Origin of the sequence: Pseudomonas linyingensis (assembly GCF_900109175.1) — a bacterium.
GTDB classification, from domain to species: Bacteria; Pseudomonadota; Gammaproteobacteria; order Pseudomonadales; family Pseudomonadaceae; genus Geopseudomonas; species Geopseudomonas linyingensis.
In genome coordinates this window covers 26,270-47,904 of record NZ_FNZE01000007.1, presented here as the reverse complement: position 1 = coordinate 47,904, position 21,635 = coordinate 26,270, and the positions used below count along the sequence as shown (strand labels likewise).

Below are 21,635 nucleotides of genomic sequence, written 5' to 3'. Positions count from 1 at the left end.
CCATTGCCGGCTTAAATTGTACAAGACATGTACATATCAAGGACGTTCGCCATGCGCCACCCTACTGCCTGGCCACTGACGCTCTACTACGACGGCAGCTGTCCACTGTGCGCACGCGAGATTCGCGCCCTGCGCCGGCGCGCCTCTCCACAGCGCCTGCAGCTGGTCGATATCGACGCCCCTGACTTCGATCCCGCCCCGCTGGGCTTCAGTCGCAGCCAGCTGCAGGATCGCCTGCATGCGCGCTTCGCCGATGGCCAATGGGTCAGCGGCCTCGACGCCACCTTCTGGAGCTGGTGCGCCGCCGGCCTCGGTCGCTGGGCCGCGCCGTTGCGCTGGCCGCTGTTGCGGCCGCTGCTGGAGCTCGGCTATCGACTGTTCTGCCGCCTGCGCCCCTACCTGCACTGGCTGCCCCACCCGGACGGGGCGGCGCGCTGCCGCGCAGGAGTCTGCGAGCTGCCGGACACAAGCGGCGACAAGGACCGGAATTGAGACCCCAGGCGCTGCAATGACCGAAAAGCTGCCAAAAACATGTACAAAAAATAAAATTTAGTACAACTAAAGATCGCTTCAGAAAGCCCGTACAGCCGCGGAAAACGGCGTTTTATACGTACTTACCGACCAGGCAGCCGACAAAAAACGCCTACCCACACGCCTCGCATGGTTGTACAAGATCGAATACTGATATAACTTTGCCCCTGGTTCAGTCGGTGCCCCGTCCCGCACTTGTCAGGTACCCGGCGGCCGTGCCGCTGAACCATCCTTTTGCCACGAGGCCACCATGAGTCAGTCACCCGCTCCCATCCTGATCACCGGCGCCAGCCAGCGGGTCGGGCTGCACTGCGCACGGCGACTGCTCGACGCGGGGCAGCCGCTGATCGTCAGCTACCGCAGCGAGCGCCCGGCGCTCGACGAACTGCGCCAGCGCGGCGCGCTGACCCTGGCGGCCGACTTCTCCAGCGAAGCCGGCATCCTCGCCTTCATCGACCAGCTCAAGCAGCACACCGAGCGCCTGCGCGCCATCGTGCACAACGCTTCCGACTGGCTGCGCGAGGAGCCCGGGCACGAGGCCGAAGCCTTCACCCGCATGGTCAACGTGCACATGCTGGCGCCCTACCTGATCAACCTGCACTGCCGCGAACTGCTGGAACGCTCCAGCCCGGCCGACATCGTCCACATCACCGATGACGTCGCCCGCCGCGGCAGCGCCAACCGCGTCGCCTATTGCGCGAGCAAGGCCGGCCTGGAAAACCTGACCCTGTCGTTCGCCGCGCAATTCGCCCCGCGGATCAAGGTCAACGCCATCGCCCCGGCGCTGGTGATGTTCCAGGCCGACGACGATGCGATGTACCGCGAGAAAACCCTGGCCAAGTCGGCCCTCGGCATCGAGCCGGGACCGGAGGTCATCTACCAGAGCCTGCGCTATCTTCTGGACAACCCCTACGTCACCGGCACCAGCCTGTGCGTCAACGGCGGCCGCCACCTGAAGTGAGCCCGCTAAAGTGAGCCCGCTGACAATGAGCCCAAACCAGGCCGCCACGAGGAATCGAACATGAGCGATCAACTGTCGCAAATCACCCACCATTACCACGAAATTCTCAAAGGCCTCGGCGAAGACCCCGAGCGCGAAGGCCTGCTGGACACCCCCAAGCGGGCCGCCAAGGCCATGCAGTACCTGTGCCGCGGCTATGAGCAGTCGCTGGACGAGATCGTCAACGGCGCGCTGTTCGCCTCCGACAACGACGAGATGGTGATCGTCCGCGACATCGAGCTGTACTCGCTGTGCGAACACCACCTGCTGCCGTTCATCGGCAAGGCCCACGTCGCCTACATCCCCACTGGCAAGGTGCTCGGCCTGTCCAAGGTGGCGCGCATCGTCGACATGTTCGCCCGTCGCCTGCAGATCCAGGAAAACCTCACCCGCCAGATCGCCGAGGCGGTCCAGCAGGTAACCAGCGCCGCCGGCGTGGCCGTGGTGATCGAGGCGAAGCACATGTGCATGATGATGCGCGGGGTGGAAAAGCAGAATTCGGTGATGACCTCCTCGGTGATGCTCGGCGCCTTCCGCCAGTCGACCAACACCCGCCAGGAGTTCCTGCAACTGATCGGACGGAGCAAGTAAATGCCTCGACTGGAGCCCGGCATGGCGCGCATCCGCGTCAAGGACCTGCGCCTGCGTACCTACATCGGCATCAAGGAGGAGGAAATCCTCAACAAGCAGGATGTGCTGATCAACCTGACCATCCTCTACCCGGCGCAGGACGCGGTGCAGGGCAACGACATTGACCAGGCGCTGAACTACCGCACCATCACCAAGGCGGTGATTCTCCATGTCGAGGAAAACCGCTTCGCCCTGCTCGAGCGGCTGACCCAGGAAATCCTCGACCTGGTGATGGCCAACCCGGACGTACGCTATGCCGAGGTGGAGGTCGACAAGCTGCACGCCCTGCGCTTTGCCGAGTCGGTGTCGATCACCCTCGCCGGGCATCGCTGAGCGCCCTCCGCTCCCGCACATTCGCGGCCGCCCCGGCATTGTCCCGCGCGGCCGCGGCTTCTATCATCGGCCGTCTTTTCACCGACCGCCGCGAGAGCAGCCATGAGCGAACAACCCGCCATCACCGACCAGCAGCGCCTCGAACTCGAAGCCGCCGCCTTTCGCCGCCTGCTGCAGCACCTCGGTGAACGCAGCGACGTGCAGAACATCGAGCTGATGAACCTCGCCGGCTTCTGCCGCAACTGCCTGGGCAAGTGGTACAAGGCCGCTGCCGACGAACGCGGCATCGAACTGTCCGCCGACCAGGCGCGCGACACCATCTACGGCATGCCCTACGCCGAGTGGAAAGCCCAACACCAAAAAGAGGCCACGCCCGAGCAGCTGGCCGCCTTCGACCAAGCGAGCAAGAAATGACTGCACTGACCGACTTCCGCGCCGCCCTGCGCCGCGACGCGCATCCCTTCGCCGACACCCTGGCGTTCATCGCCGCCCACTACGACTACCAGCCGCAGCCCTTCGTCAACGGCGACGTGGAGAGCGCCGCCGGCCAGAACGAAGGCTCCTGCAAGCTGCTCGGCCTGGCCCTGCTCGAAGGTCTCTCCGTCGAGGAAACCCTGCTGGCCTTCGGCGAGCACTACCGCAGCGTGCAGGCCACTCCCGAGGGCAACGACCACGCCAACATCCGCGCCCTGCAGGCCAGCGGCCTGGCCGGGGTGCGCTTCGCCGCGCTGCCGCTGACGCGCAAGGGCTGAGCTGCCCCGCTCCGCCGCCACATCGCCAGGCCCCGCACTCGCGGGGCCTGGCGTTTCCGGGCCCCGGAACCCGCATGCTAAGGTTGCCGCGTGTTCCCCTTGGAGTCGCCCATGCCCCTGCAATCCCTCTCCGGCCCCGGCTATCTGGCTGCCGGCCTGAAACTGATCCTGCGTCCCGGCCTGCGCCTGTTCGTCCTGCTGCCGCTGACCATCAACCTGCTGCTGTTCATCGCTCTGATCGTCCTCGCCGTGGGCGAGTTCGAGGGCTGGGTCGCCAGCCTGATGCCCGGCCTGCCGCAATGGCTGAGCTTTCTCGAATACCTGCTGTGGCCGCTGTTCGTGGTGCTGGTGTTGCTGATCCTGTTCTTCAGCTTCACCCTGCTGGCCAACCTGATCGCCGCGCCGTTCAACGGCTTCCTCGCCGAGAAGGTCGAGGCAGTGGTGCGCGGCCAGGACACCTCGCCGCCGTTCAGCTGGGGGGAACTGCTGGCGATGATCCCACGCACCCTGGGCCGCGAGCTGCGCAAGCTCGCCTACTTCCTGCCGCGCGCGCTGGGGCTGCTGGTGCTGTCGCTGATTCCGGGAGTCAACCTGGTCGCCGCGCCGCTGTGGCTGCTGTTCGGCGTGTGGATGATGGCGGTGCAGTACATCGACTACCCGGCCGACAACCACAAGCTGGGCTGGGACGAGATGCTCGCCTGGCTGCGCGCCAAGCGCTGGCAGAGCATGGGCTTCGGTGCCGTCACCTACGCCGCGCTGCTGGTGCCGGGACTGAACATCCTGCTGATGCCCGCAGCGGTGGCCGGGGCGACGGTGTTCTGGGTACGCGAGGACGGCGCCGCGCTGCTCACGCAGGCGGCGCGTTGAGAGCGAAGCAGGGCGCGCCGGCTCAGGCCAGCGCGTCCAGAGCCTTTTCGATGGCCTGGATCAGCTGCGGATCCTCGGGAGTGATGCGCGGCGAGAAACGCTCGAGCACGCGGCCATCGGGGCCGACCAGGAACTTCTCGAAGTTCCAGGTGATGTCGCCGGGGAATTCAGCCCCCTCGCCGGCCAGCAGCAGGTACAGCGGATGGCGGTCGGGACCGTTGACCTCGAGCTTGGCGCTGAGCGGGAAGCTGACCCCGTAGTTGAGGCTGCAGAACTCGCGGATGTCCGCCTCGCTGCCCGGCTCCTGCCCGGCGAACTGGTTGCACGGCAACCCCAGCACGCTGAAGCCGCGCTCGCGGTACTGCTGGTAGAGGTGCTCCAGTCCGGCGTACTGCGGGGTCAGGCCGCACTTCGAGGCGACATTGACCACCAGCACCACCTTGCCCTTGAGCGGGGCCAGCGGCAGCTCCTCACCATCCAGGGCCTTGAGGGTCAGATCGTGAAAGACGCTCATCACATAGCTCCATGCCGATCTCGTTTGCATTAAAAAGGCGCTATCGCAGTCTGCAACAGCGCCTTCCTCATTTACAGCTTAGCAGCAGAGCGGCTCCGCATCTGCTCGCCAGCTTCAGTGGTGATGACCACCTTCGCCATGCACGTGACCGTGGGCGATTTCCTCGGCAGCCGCGTCACGCACGTCGACGACCTTGACCTTGAAGTTCAGGCGCTGGCCGGCCAGCGGGTGGTTGCCGTCGACGGTGACGTCGTCGCCTTCCAGATCGCGGATGGTGACGATCTGCATGCCGCCGTCCGGAGCGGAGGCATGGAACTGCATGCCGACTTCCAGCTCGTCGACGCCTTCGAACATGGCACGGTTGAGCACGGCCACCAGCTCGACGCTGTAGTCGCCGTAGGCTTCCTGGGGCTCGACGGTCACTTCCAGCTCGTCACCCGGCTGCTTGCCTTCGAGGGCCTTTTCCAGACCGACGATGATGTTGCCAGCACCATGCAGGTAGACCAGCGGCGCGCCGCCGGCGGAGCTGTCGATGACCTCACCGTTTTCGTTGGTCAGGGTGTAGTCAATGGAAACCGCCTTGTTGGCCGCGATCTGCATGCTGGAAAACCTTTGCGAATTGAGTATGGAAGGTGATTTTACGTCGCTCTCGAGCCGAAAGCGACCCGGCGCGGGACGGATGGACTGGCGAGCGGACGCCGCGCAATGATTGTCGGGCAAGATCCGCCAACGGCGGCGATCGGACGGAGCTGTCGCGACTGGGCTATCATCGGCGGCGCGCCCTCGCAGCCGCGGACGGCAATATTTCCCCGGGATTTAACGATGCTCCGACACCTGCCCGCACCGCTGCGCGGCCTTCTTGCCGGCCTGTTGCTGGTGCTCAACACCCTGTTCTGGTGCTGGCCGCTGTTCGCCCTGGCCCTGCTCAAGCTGCTGCTGCCGTTTGCCGCCTGCCAGACGCTGTGCCGGCGCCTGATGGGCCACATCGCCGAGGCCTGGGCCAGCGGCAACAACGCCTGGATCCGTCTGGTGCAGGATATCCACTGGCATGTCGAGGGCCTGGAACAACTGCACCCGCGCCGCTCCTGCCTGGTGATCAGCAACCACCAGAGCTGGGTGGACATCTTCGTCCTACAATACCACCTCAACCGCCGCCTGCCGCTGCTGCGTTTCTTCCTGAAGAAGGAGCTGATCTGGATTCCGCTGTTCGGCCTGTGCTGCTGGGCGCTGGACTTCCCGTTCATGCAGCGCCACTCCAAGGCCTACCTGGCCCGCCATCCGGAAAAGCGCGACGCCGACCGCCAGGCCACCCGCCGCGCCTGCGCGCGCCTATCCGGCATTCCGCTGGCACTGTTCAACTTTCTCGAAGGCACGCGCTTCACCGAGGCCAAGCACGCGGCGCAGCAGTCGCCTTACCGTCACCTGCTCAAGCCGCGCGCCGGCGGTATCGCCATGGCCATCGATGCCATGGGCGAGCAATTGCTGACGCTGGTCAACGTGACCATCCACTACCCCGACGGCCGCCCACGCTTTCGCGACCTGCTCTGCGGCAGGCTGCGCCAGGTGGCGGTGTGTTTCGAGGAGCAGGCGATCCCGCAGGAGTTCATCGGCCGCAGCTACGACCAGGATCAGGCCCACCGCCAGCGGTTCCAGCAGTGGGTCAACCGCCTGTGGGAAGACAAGGACGCCCTGCTCGGGCGCCTGCACCGGCAGTTCCCGCCGCGCGCAGACTGAGGTGCGCGGCGGGGTGCAGTGGAGCTTACTGCTTGACCTGCGCCCAGGAGGCATCCACCGCATTCTTCTGCTTGGCGCTCAGCGCCTCGAGGTAGTAGAAGCTGCGGCGCTGGTCGCCGGTCACCACCAGCTCCAGGCGCTCGGTGGCCAGCTTGGTCATCGCCGGCGAATCGGCGCGGGTGACCGGATAGAACAGGGTGTCGAGGGCGTTGCGGGTGTTCACCTCGGCGCTGGCCAGGTAGTCGATGAAGCGGTACGCCGCGGCGACGTTGGTGGCGTTACGCGGGATGGCCATGGTGTCGATGAACATCAGCGCGCCCTCGCGCGGCATGACGAAGCGCAGCGGCGCACCGGCGTCGGCCGCCTTCAGCACGTGGCCGCTCCAGGCCATGGTCATGCACAGCTTGCCGCTGGCCAGCTGCTCGATGTAGGAGCTGTTGCCGAAGCTGGCGGCCTTGCCGCGCAGCGCCGCCAGCTCGGCGCCGGCCTGCTGGATCTGCCGTGGACCGCTGCGACCGAGCGCGCGGCCCTTATAGTTGAGCAGCAGCGACAGGGTTTCCTCGCGCGCATCGAGCATGCCGATACCGCACTGCGCCAGGCGCTCGCTGTTCTTCGGGTCGAACAGCAGACCCCAGCTGTCCTCGGGCATCTCGCCCAGGGTATCGACCACCTTGGAGACGTTCAGCGCCAGGCCGACGGTGCCCCACAGATAGGGCACGGCATGACGGCTCTTGCCGTCGAAGCCGACGAGCATGGCTAGCAGGTCGGGGTCGACCTCTTTCAGGCTGGGCAGCTTGGCCGGATCCAGCGTCTGCAGACGCTGGGCATCGATCAGTGCCGGCAGGTGGAAATGCGCGGGGAACACCACGTCGTAGCTGGTGCCGAAACCGACCTCATTGAGCACTCCCTCGGCCGAGGAGTAGGTGGAATACTCCACGCGGATTCCGCTCTGCTTCTCGAAAGCCGCGATCACGCTGGGCGCCAGCCGACCTTCCCAACCGTAGACCCGCAGCACTTCCTCGGCCTGCGCCAGACCGGCCCCCAAGCCCAGCCCCAGCGCCAATAGCATCCGCTTCAACATTGCCCATACCCCTTGTAATTATGTGCGGGCCGCGCCCCCATGACAGCGACCTCGCGCGAGGGGTTTTAAGCGATCTATCCGACCTTTGTCGCGGAGGCTTGGCGCAAAGGTGATACAGGTCTCATTTCACGAAACAAACTGGCTGAGTACGGCGCGCAGCTTGCCCGGCTTGACCGGTTTGTTGAGCAGCGGAATGCCCTGCTCGTGCAGCTGGCGGCGACACTGCTCGCTGCGCTCGGCGGTGATCATCACCGCTGGCAGCGGCCCGGCCGACTCGCGTCGCAGGGTCTGGATCAGATCGCAGCCGTTGGCGCCCTGATCGAGGTGATAGTCCACCAGCAGCAGCTCCACCGGCCAGCCGGCGAGCTGCTGCCGCGCTTCCGCCAAGCCAGCGGCCACGCGCACCTCACAGCCCCACTGGGCGAGCAGCGCCTGCATGCTCTGCTGGATGTCTGGCTCGTTGTCGACCACCAGCACCCGCCGCCCGGGCAGCGGATTGCCCAGCGTTTCGCGCGGGCGCGCGACCGCCTCCGGCGCCACGTAGTCGGCCAGCGGCACCTCGATGCTGAACACCGAGCCGCGTCCCGGCTGCGAGCGCACGCTGATCCGGTAGTCGAGCATGCGCGCGATGCGCTCGACGATGGCCAGGCCCAGGCCGACGCCCTTGCGCTCGGCGGCACGGCCGGCGTCGAGCTGGTTGAACTCGAGGAAGATCTCCTCCAGCTTGTCCGCCGCAATGCCGCGCCCGGTATCCCACACCTCGATCAGCACGCGTCCGCCGCGCCGCCGGCAGCCGAGCAGCACGCGGCCCTGGCCGGTATAGCGGCAGGCGTTGCTGAGGAAGTTGCGCAGGATGCGGGTCAGCAGACGGAAGTCGGTGTTCACCGCCAGGCGCGGAATGCGCACGCGCAGCTGCAGGCCGACCGCCTCGGCCACCGGCTGGAATTCCGAGGCCAGCGGCGCCAGCAGCTCGTCGATGCGGTAGACCGCGAGATCCGGGCGGATCGCCCGGCTGTCCAGACGGGCGATGTCGAGCAGGTCGGCGAGCAGGTCCTCGGCGCCTTCCAGGGCCTGATGGGTACGCTCCACCAGGTTCGCCTCGCTGGCCGGCAGAGGACGCTCGCGCAGGGTGGAGATCAGCAGGCGTGCGGCATTCAGCGGCTGCAGCAGGTCGTGGCTGGCCGCGGCCAGGTACTTGTCCTTGCTCTGGTTGGCCGCCTCCGCGGCGTCGCGCGCCTCGCGCAGCTCGCACTGGATGCGCTCGCGCTGGCGGATCTCCTGCTGCAGGTGGCGGTTGGTCTCGAGCAGCTCGGCGGTGCGCGCGGCGACGCGCTGCTCCAGCTCGATGTTGAGCTGCTGCTGGCGCAGCTGGGCCTGCTTGCGCTCGGTGATGTCGGCGACGAAGCCCTCGACCAGCCCTTCCTCGTCGGGCTTGAGCAGCAGGTTCATCAGCACGTCGATGCAGCTGCCGTCGCGGCGGCGCAGGCGCGTCTCGTAGCCGTACAGGCCGTGGCCCTGGCGCAGCACCGCGTTGATCCGCGCCAGCTCGGCGGCACCGCCGACGAACAACTGCTCGGCCAGATCGGTCTGCGACCACAGCACCTGCTGCGGCTCCTCGTAGCCGAGCATGTGCGCCAGCGCCGGGTTGGCGGCGAGGATGCCGTGGTTCAGGCGACCCTGGAAGATGCCGTGTACCGCGTGCTCGAACAACCACTTGTAGCGGTTGCGCTCGCGCTCCAGTTCATCGAGGCGCGCCGACAGCTCCGGGTAGTAGCTCTTGCGCGCCGAGTGACTGCCGAGGCCAAGCAGGTCGGCAACGTCGGGGCGGCCGTCAGAGAGCTTCGCCATACACCACCTCGACGTCGCGCTGGGTCGACTGTCGCGGATTGGTCAGGATGCACGGGTCCTGCATCGCGTGCTGCGACAGGAAGGGAATGTCCGAGCTGCCCACGCCGTGCAGCTTGAGTGTCTCCTCGAAGCCGACCGCGCGCTTGAAGGCGATCAGGTGCTCGACCAGTCGGCCGCGCACCTGCGCCGGCGGCAGACCACGGCAATCGATGCCGAAGGTCTCGGCGACGATGCGAAAGCGCTCCGGTGCGGCGTCGAAATTGAACGCCACCACATGCTCGACCAGCGCCGCGTTGCACAGGCCGTGGGGCAGGTCGAGGTAGCCGCCGAGGCTGTGCGACATGGCGTGCACCGCGCCGAGAATCGCGTTGGAGAAGGCCAGCCCCGCCTGCATGCTGCCGAGCATGATCTTCTCGCGCAGGACGATGTCCGCCGGGTTGGCGATCATCTGTACCAGGTTGCCGTTGATCAGGCGCATCGCCTCCAGCGCGTGGGGGTCGGTAAGCGGCCCGCTGCCGGTTGAGACGAAGGCCTCGATGGCGTGCACCAGAGCGTCGATGCCGGTGCAGGCGGAGAGGAACGGATCCATGCTCACCGTGGTTTCCGGGTCGATCAGCGACACGTCCGGCACCACCGCCTTGCTGACGATGGAGAACTTCATCCGCTCGGCCTGGTTGGAGATGATCACGAACTGCGACACGTCGGCCGAGGTGCCGGCGGTGGTGGGGATCAGGATCAGCGGCGGGCTGGGCACGCGGATGGTGTCGACGCCCTCGAACTCGAGGATGCTGCGCCCATGGGCGGCGACGATGCCGATGCCCTTGGCGCAGTCCATCGGGCTGCCGCCGCCCACCGCGACGATCACGTCGCAGCCGCTGGCGCGGTACAGCTCGGCGCCGGCCATCACCTCCTCCACCCGCGGGTTGGGCGACACGCTGGTGTACAGCACGTGGGCGATGCCCTGGCGATCCAGGCTGGCCAGCACATCGCCGACCCAGCCAGCCGCCTGCACGCCGGGATCGGAGACCACCAGCACCCGGCGCGCACCGAAGGTCGCGGCGTAGTTGCCGACCGAGTGGCGGGAGCCGGCGCCGAAGATGATTTCCGGGCTGACGAACTTGCGAAGCGGACTGATGGCAGACATGCGGGAACCTGACGGCATCTTTGTTGTTATGGAGTGATATTAGGCGACAGCCTACTGGATTAGTCGGTCTTTGCAATCCACCCAAGGTGATCCAGCCGCTCTGCGGTAGCACTCGGGGGCACCCGGGGGCGCGTCTTCCAGCCTGCCGGGACCGGAGCGCTAATCGAGCCAGCGCCGGTAGAACTGCCACTCGCGCTCGAGGGCATCGGCCAGGTGGGCGGCCTGGCGAAAGCCGTGGCGCTCGTCGGCATAGTGGCGGTACTCGACCGGCACCCCGCGCGCGCTCAGGGCGGCGACCATCGCCTCGGTCTGCTGCGGCACCACCACTGCATCCAGCCCGCCCTGGAAGAAGATCAGCGGCGCGTCGAAACCCTCGGCGTGGAGCAGCGGCGTGCGCGCCCGGTAGCGTGCGGCGTCACGCTCGGGATCGCCGATCAGCCAGTCCAGATAGTCGCCCTCGAACTTGTGGGTGGCGCGGCGCAGGGCCAGCGGATCGCTGACCCCGTACAGGCTGGCGCCGCCGCGGAAGACGCCGTGGAAGGCCAGCGCGCACAGCGCCGTGTAGCCGCCGGCGCTGGCGCCGCGGATAAAGGCGCGCTTGGCATCGACCCAACCCAGCTCGCCGAGATGACCGACCAAGGCGACGGCATCCGCCACCTCGATGCGCCCCCACTCTCCCTTCAGGCGCAGGCGGAAGGCGCGGCCGAAACCGCTGGAGCCGCGGTAGTTGAGGTCGGCCACGGCGAAGCCGCGCTGGGTCCAGAACTGGATGCGCGGATCGAACACCGGATAGCAGGCCGAGGTCGGCCCGCCATGCAGGAACACCACCAGCGGCGGCTGTTCGCCGGCCGGCACCACACAGGCGGCGTTGCGCGGCGGGTAGAAGAAGGCGTGGGCCTGCTCGCCCTCGCCGCTGGCAAAGCGCAGCGGCTCGGGACAGGACAGTTCGGCTGTGGCCAGCGGCTGCTCGCCGCCGGCGAGAAGGCGCACCGCCCCCGAATCGCGGGCGATGGCCAGCACCGCGGGCAGGCGGTCAGGGGAGCCGGCGATGCAGTAAAAGTATTGCTCGTTCGCCGCCAGCTGGCGGAAGCGGCTGAACTCGATGGCCAGACGCCGCTCGCGGCCGCTGTCGTCGCGCTCGATCAGCAGGCCCCAGCCCTCCTCCAGCCGGCTCAGCAGCAACCCGTCCGCCGCCAGCGGAAGGTAGCTGACGGTGCCCAGTTGCCAGGGTGCGGGGGCGTGGTCGGCGCAGGCCATGGGCAGCGGCTCGCTCCAGCCGCCGCCGACGCCATTGTCCACCCGGCACACCGGCTGGGCAGTTCTGGTAGGAGGCCCGCCCCCGGGGCGATGCTCTTGAGCCCTTGACGGGCCGGCGGTCCGTGTCGCCGCGAGGGCGGGACGACTACTACAGGCATCAGTCGGCATTGCCAATCGGCCGCCCTGCTCCGCCCACGGCTGCCACCAGCCAGCGCGGTCGCTCAGGCACCACAGCCGCCCCTCGGCGTCGAAGCACGGTTGTTGCAGGGATTGGTCGCCGTCGGTTCCGGCGAGCACCTCGGCCGGGCCGAGCGAGCCGTCACCCAGAACCGCGGCCCGGCACAGGCGGGTGGACGTCCACGGCAGTTCGGGGCGGTCCCATTCGACCCACGCCAGGGCGCGACCGTCGTCGCTCAGGCGCGGCGCGGCGTAGAAGTCGGCGCCCTCGGCCAGTACCCGGCGGCGGCCGTCGGCCAGGCTCAGGCTGACCAGCCGGTGCAGCACCGTCTCGGCCTCGCGGCTTTCCTCCACCGCCAGCACGGCCTGCCAGGCCGGGACGAAGTGCAGGTCGCCGTAGCGGCAGTGGGGATTGGCGGTCAGGGCATGCAGCTCGCCGGGGCGCCCATCGGCGTCGACCGCCAGGCGGTAGACCTGCTGGTCCGCCTCGTCGACCAGCGCCACGCCGGCGTCGGTCACGCAGAAGGCACCGCCGCCGTATTCGTAGACCCGGCTGCGCACCGAGCGGCCCGGCGGGGTCAGGCGCTGCGCCACCCCGGCGCGCCACAGCCACAGGCTGCATCCCGCCTCGGCCGGATCGAAGGCCAGCCACAGCAGCCCGCCGAGGCCGACGCGCAGTTCGGCGAAGTCACGGCTGGCCGCGGCGGCATCCGCCGCCGCCCAGGCGCTGGGCCAGTCACCGCAGGGGCATTCAGGCATGCGGCCCTCAGCCCTTGCAGATGATTTTCGACGCCCGCTCGTTGCGCGCGGTCAGCTGCTCCAGGCTCCACGGCGCTTCTTCCGCCTCGCGGCGGGCGTCGAGGATCAGGCCGTGGTGCGCCGACTTGCTGCACACCGGGTCGGCGTTGTCGGCATTGCCGGTGAGCATGAACGCCTGGCAGCGGCAGCCGCCGAAGTCGCGGTCCTTCTCGTCGCAGGAGCGGCACGGCTCGGGCATCCAGTCGTCGCCGCGGTAGCGGTTGAAGCCGAAGGACTCGAACCAGATGTGCTTGAGACTGTGCTCGCGCACGTTGGGGAACTGCACCGGCAGCTGGCGCGCGCTGTGGCACGGCAGCGCGGTACCGTCCGGGGTGATGTCGAGGAACAGGTTGCCCCAGCCGTTCATGCACGCCTTGGGCCGCTCCTCGTAGTAGTCCGGGGTGACGAAAATCAGCTTGCACGGATGCTTCTGCGCGGCGAGCTTGTCGCGCCACTCGTTGGTGATGCGCTCGGCGCGCTCCAGCTGCGCCTTGGTCGGCAAAAGCCCGGCGCGGTTCAGCTCGGCCCAGCCGTAGAACTGGCAGGTGGCCAGCTCGACGAAGTCGGCCTCCAGCTCGAGGCACAGTTCGATGATCCGCTCGATGTTGTCGATGTTGTGCCGGTGGGTGACGAAGTTGAGCACCATCGGGTAGCCCTGTGCCTTCACCGCGCGGGCCATCGCCAGCTTCTGGGCGAAGGCCTTGGGCGAACCGGCCAGCAGGTTGTTCACCTCCTCGTCGGCGGCCTGGAAGCTGATCTGGATATGGTCGAGGCCGGCCTCGCGGAAGCTGGCGATCTTCGCCTCGGTCAGGCCGATGCCGGAGGTGATCAGGTTGGTGTAGTAGCCCAGTTCGCGGGCGGCGGCGATCAGCTCGACCAGGTCCTGGCGCACCAGCGGCTCGCCGCCGGAGAAGCCGAGCTGCGCGGCGCCCAGCTCGCGGGCCTGGCGGAACACCTCGATCCACTGCGCGGTGCTCAGCTCCTCGCCCTGCTTGGCGAAGTCCAGCGGGTTGGAGCAGTACGGGCACTGCAGCGGGCAGCGGTAGGTCAGCTCGGCGAGCAGCCACAGCGGCGGGCCGGGCGTGTGCCCCGGCTTAGCGAAACTCGATCCAGAACCGCTCATGGGCCACCTCCAGGAAAGCCAGAATGTCCTCGGCGATGCCCTCGGCATCCGGAAAACGCGCCTGCAGGTCGGCGACGATCGCGCCCACGCTGCGCGCGCCATCCACTTCGGCGAGAACCGCGCCGGCGCTGTCGTTGAGCTTGATCATGCCCTCCGGATAGAGCAGCACATGGCAGTTCTGCGCCGGCTCCCACTGGAAGCGGTAGCCGCGGCGCAGCGCCGGCACCTGCTCGAGATTCAGCTCGCTCACAGCGCGATCCCCTTGTGCCAGACCCGCTCGGCGGTGACCGTGTGGTACGGCGGGCGTTCCAGCTCGTAGGCCATGCTCATGGCGTCGAGCATGCTCCACAGCACGTCGAGCTTGAACTGCAGGATCTCCAGCATGCGCTGCTGGGCCTCGAAGGTGGTGTAGTGCGCCAGGGTGATGCGCAGGCCGTGCTCGACGTCGCGGCGGGCTTCCTTGAGGCGCTTGCGGAAGTAGTCGTAGCCGGTCGGGTCGATCCACGGGTAGTGCGCCGGCCAGGCGTCGAGACGCGACTGGTGGATGTGCGGGGCGAACAGTTCGGTCAGCGAGCTGCTCGCCGCTTCCTGCCAGCTGGCGCGGCGGGCGAAGTTGACGTAGGCGTCCACCGCGAAGCGCACGCCGGGCAGCACCAGCTCCTGGGACAGCAGCTGCGCGCGATCCAGACCGACCGACTCGCCCAGACGCAGCCAGGCCTCGATGCCGCCCTCCTCGCCCGGTGCGCCGTCGTGGTCGATGATGCGCTGGATCCACTCGCGGCGGGTGTCGCGGTCCGGGCAGTTGGCCATGATCGCCGCGTCCTTCACCGGGATGCACACCTGGTAGTAGAAGCGGTTGGCCACCCAGCCCTGGATCTGCTCGCGGCTCGCGCGGCCTTCGTACATGGCCACGTGGAACGGATGGTGGATGTGGTAGTAGGCGCCCTTGGCGCGCAGCGCCTGCTCGAATTCGGCGGGGCTCATGGCAGTCTGGCTCATCCTGGCTCCTCGGTGGCCGCAGTCGATGCGGCGCGTTGTTGTTGTGTTGCGGTGCTCGGGCGCACCGCCGGCCCGCTGGGCCGCTCGCCGGGTCACCGCCTGCGGCCTGACCCGCCTTCTATCGGGTTTACAGCTCGATGCTCATGCCGTCCCAGGACACCTCGATGCCGCGCGCGTCCAGTTCGGCGCGTTCGGCCGAATCCTCGTCGAGGATCGGGTTGGTGTTGTTGATGTGGATGAGCACCTTGCGCTGCTTGGGCAGGCGCTCGAGCACCTCGAGCATGCCACCGGCGCCGCTCTGCGGCAGGTGGCCCATGGCGCTGCCGAGCTTGTCGCCGACGCCTGCGTGGATCATCTCGTCGTCGCGCCACAGGGTGCCGTCGACCAGCAGACAGTCGGCCTGGCCCATCCACTCCAGCAGCGCGCCGTCGACCTGGCCGAGGCCGGGGGCGTAGAACAGCTTGCCGCCAGTGCGGACGTCCTCGACCAGCAGGCCGAGGTTGTCGCCCGGGTGCGGGTCGTTGCGGTGCGGCGAGTACGGCGGCGCCGCGCTGCGCAGCGGGATCGGCGTGAAGCGCAGCGCCGGGCAGGCGGCGACGGTGAAGCTCTGGTCGAGGGCGATCGGATTCCAGCGCAGGCCGCCGTGCCAGTGGCTGAGCATGTTGAACAGCGGGAAGCCGCTGGTCAGGTCCTGGTGGACCATCTCGCTGCACCACACCTCGTGCGGGCAGCCTTCGCGCAGGGTGAGCAGGCCGGTGGTGTGGTCGATCTGGCTGTCCAGCAGGATCAGCGCGCGGATCGCCGTGTCGCGCAGCGCGCGGGCCGGCTGCAGGGCCGGGAAGGCCTCGATCTGTGCGCGGATGTCCGGCGAGGCGTTGCAGACGATCCAGTTGACCCCGTCGTCAGACAGGGCGATGGAGGATTGGGTACGCGCCTTGGCACGCAGGGTGCCTTCGCGCAGGCCGCGGCAGTTGCGGCAGTTGCAGTTCCACTGCGGGAAACCGCCACCGGCGGCGGAACCGAGGATACGGATATGCATGGGCAGTTCCCGAGCGGGAAGCCCCGGACGGGCCGGGGCTATGTGGATCAACGGTTGGCGAAATACATCGTCACTTCGAAGCCAATACGCAGATCAGTGAAGGCGGGCTTGGTCCACATGGCGCAGTCCTCTTGTTGTCGAAACCGGTGAATTCCGGCAAGACAGTTATGCACCCGCCGGCGCGCGGGCCAAATGGTACTTTGGAAGGAGTTTAGGCTGACCTTGGTAGCCCTGACCGGGCGCCAGGCCGCGCGGCGCATGGTGCGGGGCAATCTGCGGACGAAAAAAAACGCGGCCGAGGCCGCGTTCGATAGAGACTGCCGGAGGCCATGGGAAACCGATGGCAGCCACGCTCCGCAGAGCGCATCGACAAGGACAGGACCGGCGCGCCGGGAACGCGCGCCGGGGGTGGAGAGACTTAGAAGAAGCCCAGCGGATTGATGTCGTAGCTGATCAGCAGGTTCTTGGTCTGCTGGTAGTGGTCGAGCATCATCTTGTGGGTTTCGCGACCGACGCCGGACTTCTTGTAGCCACCGAAGGCGGCGTGCGCCGGGTACAGGTGGTAGCAGTTGGTCCACACGCGGCCGGCCTTGATGCCACGGCCCATGCGATAGGCACGGTTGATGTCGCGGGTCCACACGCCGGCGCCCAGGCCGAACTCGGTGTCGTTGGCGATGGCCAGGGCTTCGGCTTCGTCCTTGAAGGTGGTCACGCTGACCACCGGGCCGAAGATCTCTTCCTGGAACACGCGCATCTTGTTGTGACCCTTGAGCAGGGTCGGCTGGATGTAGTAGCCGGTGGACAGGCTGCCTTCGAGCTTCTCGGCGGCGCCGCCGGTGAGGATCTCGGCGCCTTCGGCACGGGCCACGTCGAAGTAGGAGAGGATCTTCTCGAACTGCTGGTCGGAAGCCTGCGCGCCCACCATGGTGGTGGTGTCCAGCGGGTTGCCACGCTTGATCTGGCCGATCTTCTTCATCACTGCAGCCATGAAGTCGTCGTAGATCGACTCCTGGACCAGCGCGCGCGACGGGCAGGTGCACACCTCGCCCTGGTTGAAGAAGGCCAGCACCAGGCCCTCGGCGGCCTTCTCGATGAACTCCGGCTCGGCCTGCATGATGTCTTCAAAGAAGATGTTCGGCGACTTGCCGCCCAGTTCGACGGTGCTCGGGATGATGTTCTCGGCGGCGCACTTGAGGATGTGCGCACCCACCGGGGTGGAGCCGGTGAAGGCGATCTTGGCGATGCGCTTGCTGGTGGCCAGCGCCTCGCCGGCCTCGCGACCGAAGCCCTGCACCACGTTGAGCACGCCCTTGGGCAGCAGGTCGCCGATGACTTCCATCAGCACGGTGATCGACAGCGGAGTCTGCTCGGCCGGCTTGAGCACGATGCAGTTGCCGGCGGCCAGGGCCGGGGCCAGTTTCCACGCGGCCATCAGCAGCGGGAAGTTCCACGGGATGATCTGGCCGACCACGCCCAGCGGCTCGTGGAAGTGGTAGGCGGCGGTGTGTTCGTTGATCTCGGCGGCGCTGCCTTCCTGGGCACGGATGCAGCCGGCGTAGTAGCGGAAGTGGTCGACGGCCAGCGGCACGTCGGCGTTCAGCGTCTCGCGCACGGCCTTGCCGTTGTCCCAGGTCTCGGCGACGGCGAGCAGTTCGAGGTTCTGCTCGATGCGGTCGGCGATCTTCAGCAGCAGGTTGGAGCGGTCCTGCACCGAGGTGCGGCCCCAGGCGTCGGCGGCGGCATGGGCGGCGTCCAGCGCCAGCTCGATGTCGGCGGCAGTGGAGCGCGGGAATTCGCCGATGGCTTCGCCGGTGACCGGCGTGGTGTTGGTGAAGTACTGGCCGTTGACCGGCGCGACGAACTCACCATTGATGAAGTTGCCGTAGCGCGGCTTGAGGGAAAGGATGGCGCCAGCGGTACCCGGTTGTGCGTAGATCATGCTCATGGCCTCTCTTTTATTGTTGCGGTCCGGACTGGTTCTGGTTCTGCGCGGACTGTGGGTTGATGGTGTCAGCCAGCGCACGGCGCCGGTATGCGCCGTTGGAATGCAGAAGCTCGTTATTTGGTAGTAACGACCGCTGAAAGTTGGCACGCACCCGGCCAAAGCGCAAGACGCCGGCACGGGCCGGCATCCTGCGTGCGGCTCAGGCCACGGTCAGGCCGCGACCGGAGCGGATTGTCGCGTGGCCGCCGACACCACGGTTTCCGGCTGGTAGCCCAGGCGCAGGCCACCCCAGTGCCGACCCTGGATAAAGATCGGCACCGACAGGTCGTGCATCAGCTCGCCGGTATCGCGGGTATAGGTCTGCATCAGCAGCGGCTGCCGGTGGCTGCCACAGCGGATCCCGGTACGGTCGGTGAACAGCCGCTTGCTGCGGCTGTGGTGCATGTCCACCTGCAGATCGCCGGTGAGCGCCTGGCTGAACGCCCGGTTGTGGGTCGGCACATAGCCGTCCGGCGTGCAGGCGATGGCGAACACCACGCCCTCGTGACGAGTCAGCAGCGGCTCCTGAATGGCCGGCAGGACCTCGTCGGTGAAGCGGTCGAAGCGGCTGCTGAACTTCTGCGGCTGGGTACCGGGAATCGGCTGGTAGTGGCGATCGAACAGGTCGCCCAGGCTGATCCGGCCGCTCTTGATCGCCGCCTCGAACTGCCGGGCGATCTCCCGGGCGCCCTCGCGAGCCAGGTCGTAGACGCGCTGGTGATAGTCGTCCAGGGCCACCGCGGCCAGCTGCTCGCTGATCGTCTCGGTCAACTCCTCCAGCTTCACCGCCTCGCCTTCCAGGCGACGGGTCTGCTCGTCGCTGGCCGCCAGGTCGCTGCGCATCTGGCCCACCGCTTCGAACAGGCTGCCGAGCTGGCAGCGATTGTTGTCCGAGCCGGCGGCGATTTCGCTGATCTGCTGTTCCACGCCGACCGACAGGGCGGCGATGCTGTCCAGATGCTGACCGGCACGCTCGACCTCGGCCACGCCGGTAACCAGCTCGGCGGACAGACTGCGGATCTGCTCGACCACCTCGCCGGTCTGGCGCTGAATCTCGCCGATCATCTCGCCGACCTCGGCGGTCGCCGCCGCGGTGCGTCCGGCCAGGCTGCGCACCTCGCCGGCCACCACGGCGAAACCGCGGCCGTGCTCGCCGGCGCGGGCGGCCTCGATCGCCGCGTTGAGCGCCAGCAGGTTGGTCTGGCTGGCGATCGCCTGGATCACCCCGGTGACCCGCTGGATCTCCGCGCTGCGCCGGTTCAGCTCCTCGATCAGCGCACGGCTGGCGCCGGCCTGCTGACGCAGCTGCTGCATGCGGCCGATGGTGTCGACCAGTACGCGCCGGCCAGCATCGCTGCTCTGCCGCGCCTCGATGGCGGCTTCCACCGCCTGGCGACTGAGCGCCGAAGTCTGTGCCTCGGTGGCGATCATCACCTCGGCATTGCCGACGATGCGAGCGGCGGCATCGACCTGCGACTCTACCCGCGCGGCCAGGTGCTGCACCGAATAGGCCACACCGGCGGCCGACAGGGCGTTGTGACTGACCGAAAAGGACAGCTCGCGGGCCAACTGGTCGACATCGACCGCGACCTCCCCGCCCCGACGGCCAGCGCGCACACGCTGCCAGGCCGGTGCCAGCCAGGGCAACACCAGCAGCAGAGCGAAGCACAGCCAGAGCGGCCACCCGCCCTGCGACTGCGCCAGGAGCAGCAACGCCGCACCGCCACCCAGGATCAGGCGCTCGGCAACGGCACGGGGAAAGTTGAATGACATGGAAAGTCCTCGATGGGGGCTGACCACCTCAGGCGCCACGGAGCTGAACTGACTCCACGGCGGTCACCGGGTGTGCCGACATTGTTCTTGTTCGAAACGCAGCAGCGCCGACCGTCAGCAGACGGCTGCAACCAGCATGCACGGGGCCATCGCTGATACATCGGCCCTTTCCCGACAAACTTTAGGATGGCGCGCCATCCCACACGCGGAGCGCACAAACGACGAGGCCGGCAAGAAGCCGGCCCCGTGTTTCACCCTGTGCGGATCAGCGCTTGGCGACCGCCGCCACTTCCTTCGGCAGCTTGAAGGTCCACACCATGCCGCCCTGGTTGAAGTCCTTGATGCGCTTGGCCACCTCGCCGCCCCACAGCGGTACGGCGCCGCCCCAGCCGGACAGCACGGAGACGTACTGCTCGCCGTCCATCTCCCAGGTGATCGGCGAGCCGATCACGCCCGAGCCGGTCTGGAACTCGTAGAGCTTCTTGCCGGTCTTGGCGTCGAAGGCCATCAGGTAGCCTTCCGGGTTGCCGGTGAACACCAGGTTGCCCTTGGTGGCCAGCACGCCGCCCCACAGCGGCGCGTAGTTCTTGTAGCGCCAGACTTCCTTGCCGGTCTTCGGATCGATGGCGCGCAGCACGCCGATGTAATCCTCGTTGAGCGGATGGATGGTGAAGCCGGCACCCAGGTAGGCCGCGCCCTTCTTGTAGGCGGTGCCTTCGTTCCAGATGTCCATGCTCCACTCGTTGGACGGCACGTAGAACAGCCCGGTGTCCTGGCTGTAGGCCATCGGCATCCAGTTCTTGCCGCCGAGGAACGACGGCGCCACGGTGACGGTCTTGCCCTGCGCGCCGGCGTCGTTCGGCGAGCCCGGACGGTTGGCGTCGTCGTAGATCGGCCGGCCGTTCTTGTCCAGGCCCTTGGCCCAGGTGATCTTGTCGACGAACGGGAAGCCGCGGATGAACTTGCCGTTGGTGCGGTCGAGCACGTAGAAGAAGCCGTTGCGGTCGGCGGTACCGGCCGCCTTCACGGTCTTGCCGCCGTCCTGGTAGTTGAACGACACCAGTTCGTTGACGCCGTCGTAGTCCCAGCCGTCGTGCGGCGTGGTCTGGAAGTGCCACTTGATGGTGCCGTCGTCCGGGTTCAGCGCCAGGCGCGAGGACGAGTAGAGGTTGTCGCCGGGGCGCAGGTGCGAGTTCCACGGCGCCGGGTTGCCGGTACCGAACAGCAGCTGGTTGGTTTCCGGGTCGTAGTAGCCGCCCAGCCACGGCGCCGCGCCGCCGGTCTTCCACAGGTCGCCCGGCCAGGACTTGCCGGCTTCGCCACCGGTGATGCCGTGCTCGACCTTCTTGCCGTCCTTGTAGACGTAGCCCATGTGGCCTTCCACGGTCGGACGGGTCCACAGCAGCTCGCCGTTGGTCGGGTTGTAGGCTTCGATCTTGCCGACCACGCCGAACTCGCCACCGGACACGCCGGTGATCAGCTTGCCGTTGACCACCAGCGGCGCGGCGGTGATCGAGTAGCCGGCCTTGTAGTCGGCCACGGTCTTCTTCCACACCACCTTGCCGGTGTCCTTGTTGAGGGCAACCAGCTTGGCATCCAAGGTGCCGAAGATCACCAGGTCGCCGTACAGGGCGACGCCACGGTTGATCACGTCACAGCACGGCATGATACCGTCGGGCAGGCGCGCGTCGTACTGCCACAGCTCCTTGCCGGTACGCGCATCCACCGCGAACACCCGCGAGTAGGAGGCGGTCAGGAACATCACGCCATCCTTGACCAGCGGCTGGGCCTGCTGGCCGCGCTGCTTCTCGCCACCGAAGGAGAAGCCCCACACCGGACGCAGCTCCTTGACGTTGTTGCTGTTGAGGGCTTCGAGGGTGCTGTAGCGCTGGCCCTGCAGGCCCATGCCGTTGGTGACGATCTGGTCGGGGGTCTGGGCGTCCTTGAGGATGTCGTCGTCGGTGACGGCCCAGGCCGACATGCCGGACAGCACCAGCGCAAGGCTCAGGGCGGTCCGGGCAAAAGAATGGGTGAGACCGGAGTGATTCATT

22 protein-coding genes are annotated in these 21,635 nt (G+C 67.5%); 8 read left to right on the top strand and 14 right to left on the bottom strand.

What is annotated here, in order from left to right:
• Window positions 1–51 precede the first annotated feature (51 nt).
• The 7 genes from BMZ19_RS10185 to cysZ all read left to right on the top strand — a co-directional run bounded on the left by BMZ19_RS10185 (window position 52) and on the right by cysZ (window position 4,113).
• Window positions 52–492 (top strand): thiol-disulfide oxidoreductase DCC family protein, encoded by a 441-nt coding sequence (locus tag BMZ19_RS10185; RefSeq protein WP_090310516.1) that lies wholly within the window; start codon window positions 52–54, stop codon window positions 490–492.
• Between the two features lie 289 nt (window positions 493–781).
• The gene (gene folM, locus BMZ19_RS10180) at window positions 782–1,492 is read left to right on the top strand and encodes a dihydromonapterin reductase (protein ID WP_090310514.1); all 711 of its coding nucleotides are present in this window, start codon (window positions 782–784) and stop codon (window positions 1,490–1,492) included.
• Window positions 1,493–1,552: 60 nt separating this feature from the next.
• The gene (folE, locus tag BMZ19_RS10175; protein WP_090310513.1) at window positions 1,553–2,122 is read left to right on the top strand and encodes a GTP cyclohydrolase I FolE; all 570 of its coding nucleotides are present in this window, start codon (window positions 1,553–1,555) and stop codon (window positions 2,120–2,122) included.
• Window positions 2,123–2,494 carry a dihydroneopterin triphosphate 2'-epimerase gene (gene folX, locus BMZ19_RS10170; protein WP_090310511.1) on the top strand — a complete coding sequence of 124 codons (372 nt, stop codon included), beginning with the start codon at window positions 2,123–2,125 and terminating at the stop codon, window positions 2,492–2,494.
• Between the two features lie 102 nt (window positions 2,495–2,596).
• Complete coding sequence (locus tag BMZ19_RS10165; RefSeq protein ID WP_090310510.1) at window positions 2,597–2,908, top strand: DUF1244 domain-containing protein; 312 nt, start codon at window positions 2,597–2,599, stop codon at window positions 2,906–2,908.
• A complete protein-coding gene (locus BMZ19_RS10160) occupies window positions 2,905–3,246 on the top strand; it encodes a HopJ type III effector protein (protein WP_090310508.1) in 342 nt (113 codons plus the stop codon). The genes BMZ19_RS10165 and BMZ19_RS10160 overlap by 4 nt, the downstream gene beginning before the upstream one ends.
• A 111-nt stretch (window positions 3,247–3,357) precedes the next feature.
• Window positions 3,358–4,113, top strand: coding sequence for a sulfate transporter CysZ (gene cysZ, locus BMZ19_RS10155; RefSeq protein ID WP_090310507.1), 756 nt, complete (start codon window positions 3,358–3,360; stop codon window positions 4,111–4,113).
• Between the two features lie 22 nt (window positions 4,114–4,135).
• Here the strand turns inward: cysZ and BMZ19_RS10150 are convergent, their stop codons facing one another.
• Both BMZ19_RS10150 and BMZ19_RS10145 read right to left on the bottom strand, forming a co-directional pair.
• Complete coding sequence (locus BMZ19_RS10150) at window positions 4,136–4,627, bottom strand: glutathione peroxidase (RefSeq protein WP_090310505.1); 492 nt, start codon at window positions 4,625–4,627, stop codon at window positions 4,136–4,138.
• 114 nt (window positions 4,628–4,741) lie between these two features.
• Window positions 4,742–5,227: an FKBP-type peptidyl-prolyl cis-trans isomerase gene (locus BMZ19_RS10145; RefSeq protein ID WP_090310503.1), complete on the bottom strand. Its 486-nt coding sequence runs from the start codon at window positions 5,225–5,227 to the stop codon at window positions 4,742–4,744.
• A 222-nt stretch (window positions 5,228–5,449) separates the two neighbouring features.
• On the opposite strand from BMZ19_RS10145, the gene BMZ19_RS10140 reads away from it, so the two are divergent.
• Window positions 5,450–6,361 (top strand): acyltransferase, encoded by a 912-nt coding sequence (locus BMZ19_RS10140; protein WP_090310502.1) that lies wholly within the window; start codon window positions 5,450–5,452, stop codon window positions 6,359–6,361.
• 25 nt (window positions 6,362–6,386) lie between these two features.
• Here BMZ19_RS10140 and BMZ19_RS10135 read toward each other — a convergent pair whose 3' ends face one another.
• The 12 genes from BMZ19_RS10135 to BMZ19_RS10080 all read right to left on the bottom strand — a co-directional run bounded on the left by BMZ19_RS10135 (window position 6,387) and on the right by BMZ19_RS10080 (window position 21,634).
• The gene (locus tag BMZ19_RS10135) at window positions 6,387–7,442 is read right to left on the bottom strand and encodes an extracellular solute-binding protein (protein WP_244517156.1); all 1,056 of its coding nucleotides are present in this window, start codon (window positions 7,440–7,442) and stop codon (window positions 6,387–6,389) included.
• 126 nt (window positions 7,443–7,568) lie between these two features.
• Entirely contained in the window at window positions 7,569–9,290 is a 1,722-nt protein-coding gene (locus BMZ19_RS10130) for a PAS domain-containing hybrid sensor histidine kinase/response regulator (protein ID WP_090310499.1), read from the bottom strand.
• Window positions 9,274–10,434 (bottom strand): alcohol dehydrogenase-like regulatory protein ErcA, encoded by a 1,161-nt coding sequence (gene ercA, locus BMZ19_RS10125; RefSeq protein ID WP_090310497.1) that lies wholly within the window; start codon window positions 10,432–10,434, stop codon window positions 9,274–9,276. The genes BMZ19_RS10130 and ercA overlap by 17 nt, the downstream gene beginning before the upstream one ends.
• A gap of 159 nt (window positions 10,435–10,593) precedes the next feature.
• The gene (locus BMZ19_RS10120) at window positions 10,594–12,627 is read right to left on the bottom strand and encodes a S9 family peptidase (RefSeq protein ID WP_090310496.1); all 2,034 of its coding nucleotides are present in this window, start codon (window positions 12,625–12,627) and stop codon (window positions 10,594–10,596) included.
• Between the two features lie 7 nt (window positions 12,628–12,634).
• Window positions 12,635–13,789, bottom strand: a complete 1,155-nt coding sequence (gene pqqE / locus BMZ19_RS10115; protein ID WP_090310495.1) for a pyrroloquinoline quinone biosynthesis protein PqqE — start codon at window positions 13,787–13,789, stop codon at window positions 12,635–12,637.
• A complete protein-coding gene (gene pqqD, locus BMZ19_RS10110) occupies window positions 13,761–14,039 on the bottom strand; it encodes a pyrroloquinoline quinone biosynthesis peptide chaperone PqqD (RefSeq protein WP_090310493.1) in 279 nt (92 codons plus the stop codon). Before pqqD ends, pqqE begins: the two co-directional genes overlap by 29 nt.
• Window positions 14,036–14,788 carry a pyrroloquinoline-quinone synthase PqqC gene (gene pqqC, locus BMZ19_RS10105; protein WP_090310492.1) on the bottom strand — a complete coding sequence of 251 codons (753 nt, stop codon included), beginning with the start codon at window positions 14,786–14,788 and terminating at the stop codon, window positions 14,036–14,038. Before pqqC ends, pqqD begins: the two co-directional genes overlap by 4 nt.
• Window positions 14,789–14,915: 127 nt before the next feature.
• The gene (gene pqqB, locus BMZ19_RS10100; protein WP_090310490.1) at window positions 14,916–15,827 is read right to left on the bottom strand and encodes a pyrroloquinoline quinone biosynthesis protein PqqB; all 912 of its coding nucleotides are present in this window, start codon (window positions 15,825–15,827) and stop codon (window positions 14,916–14,918) included.
• 47 nt (window positions 15,828–15,874) lie between these two features.
• Entirely contained in the window at window positions 15,875–15,946 is a 72-nt protein-coding gene (pqqA, locus tag BMZ19_RS10095) for a pyrroloquinoline quinone precursor peptide PqqA (protein WP_003253598.1), read from the bottom strand.
• A gap of 299 nt (window positions 15,947–16,245) precedes the next feature.
• Window positions 16,246–17,766 carry an acetaldehyde dehydrogenase ExaC gene (exaC, locus tag BMZ19_RS10090; RefSeq protein WP_090310806.1) on the bottom strand — a complete coding sequence of 507 codons (1,521 nt, stop codon included), beginning with the start codon at window positions 17,764–17,766 and terminating at the stop codon, window positions 16,246–16,248.
• A 216-nt stretch (window positions 17,767–17,982) separates the two neighbouring features.
• Window positions 17,983–19,242 (bottom strand): methyl-accepting chemotaxis protein, encoded by a 1,260-nt coding sequence (locus BMZ19_RS10085; protein ID WP_425287167.1) that lies wholly within the window; start codon window positions 19,240–19,242, stop codon window positions 17,983–17,985.
• A 607-nt stretch (window positions 19,243–19,849) separates the two neighbouring features.
• Entirely contained in the window at window positions 19,850–21,634 is a 1,785-nt protein-coding gene (locus BMZ19_RS10080) for a PQQ-dependent methanol/ethanol family dehydrogenase (RefSeq protein ID WP_090310487.1), read from the bottom strand.
• Between the last annotated feature and the right edge of the window lies 1 nt (window position 21,635).

What these genes read in the sequence shown, in the direction of transcription:
- BMZ19_RS10140 (WP_090310502.1), top strand. Translation starts at nt 5,450, where the DNA reads ATGCTCCGACACCTGCCCGCACCGCTGCGCGGCCTTCTTGCCGGCCTG.
- BMZ19_RS10080 (WP_090310487.1), bottom strand. Translation starts at nt 21,634, where the DNA reads ATGAATCACTCCGGTCTCACCCATTCTTTTGCCCGGACCGCCCTGAGC.
- BMZ19_RS10160 (WP_090310508.1), top strand. Translation starts at nt 2,905, where the DNA reads ATGACTGCACTGACCGACTTCCGCGCCGCCCTGCGCCGCGACGCGCAT.
- folX (WP_090310511.1), top strand. Translation starts at nt 2,123, where the DNA reads ATGCCTCGACTGGAGCCCGGCATGGCGCGCATCCGCGTCAAGGACCTG.
- folM (WP_090310514.1), top strand. Translation starts at nt 782, where the DNA reads ATGAGTCAGTCACCCGCTCCCATCCTGATCACCGGCGCCAGCCAGCGG.
- cysZ (WP_090310507.1), top strand. Translation starts at nt 3,358, where the DNA reads ATGCCCCTGCAATCCCTCTCCGGCCCCGGCTATCTGGCTGCCGGCCTG.
- BMZ19_RS10145 (WP_090310503.1), bottom strand. Translation starts at nt 5,227, where the DNA reads ATGCAGATCGCGGCCAACAAGGCGGTTTCCATTGACTACACCCTGACC.
- BMZ19_RS10130 (WP_090310499.1), bottom strand. Translation starts at nt 9,290, where the DNA reads ATGGCGAAGCTCTCTGACGGCCGCCCCGACGTTGCCGACCTGCTTGGC.
- BMZ19_RS10135 (WP_244517156.1), bottom strand. Translation starts at nt 7,442, where the DNA reads ATGTTGAAGCGGATGCTATTGGCGCTGGGGCTGGGCTTGGGGGCCGGT.
- BMZ19_RS10150 (WP_090310505.1), bottom strand. Translation starts at nt 4,627, where the DNA reads ATGAGCGTCTTTCACGATCTGACCCTCAAGGCCCTGGATGGTGAGGAG.
- pqqE (WP_090310495.1), bottom strand. Translation starts at nt 13,789, where the DNA reads ATGAGCGGTTCTGGATCGAGTTTCGCTAAGCCGGGGCACACGCCCGGC.
- pqqC (WP_090310492.1), bottom strand. Translation starts at nt 14,788, where the DNA reads ATGAGCCAGACTGCCATGAGCCCCGCCGAATTCGAGCAGGCGCTGCGC.
- exaC (WP_090310806.1), bottom strand. Translation starts at nt 17,766, where the DNA reads ATGATCTACGCACAACCGGGTACCGCTGGCGCCATCCTTTCCCTCAAG.
- BMZ19_RS10165 (WP_090310510.1), top strand. Translation starts at nt 2,597, where the DNA reads ATGAGCGAACAACCCGCCATCACCGACCAGCAGCGCCTCGAACTCGAA.
- BMZ19_RS10120 (WP_090310496.1), bottom strand. Translation starts at nt 12,627, where the DNA reads ATGCCTGAATGCCCCTGCGGTGACTGGCCCAGCGCCTGGGCGGCGGCG.
- ercA (WP_090310497.1), bottom strand. Translation starts at nt 10,434, where the DNA reads ATGTCTGCCATCAGTCCGCTTCGCAAGTTCGTCAGCCCGGAAATCATC.
- folE (WP_090310513.1), top strand. Translation starts at nt 1,553, where the DNA reads ATGAGCGATCAACTGTCGCAAATCACCCACCATTACCACGAAATTCTC.
- BMZ19_RS10185 (WP_090310516.1), top strand. Translation starts at nt 52, where the DNA reads ATGCGCCACCCTACTGCCTGGCCACTGACGCTCTACTACGACGGCAGC.
- BMZ19_RS10085 (WP_425287167.1), bottom strand. Translation starts at nt 19,242, where the DNA reads ATGATCGCCACCGAGGCACAGACTTCGGCGCTCAGTCGCCAGGCGGTG.
- pqqB (WP_090310490.1), bottom strand. Translation starts at nt 15,827, where the DNA reads ATGCATATCCGTATCCTCGGTTCCGCCGCCGGTGGCGGTTTCCCGCAG.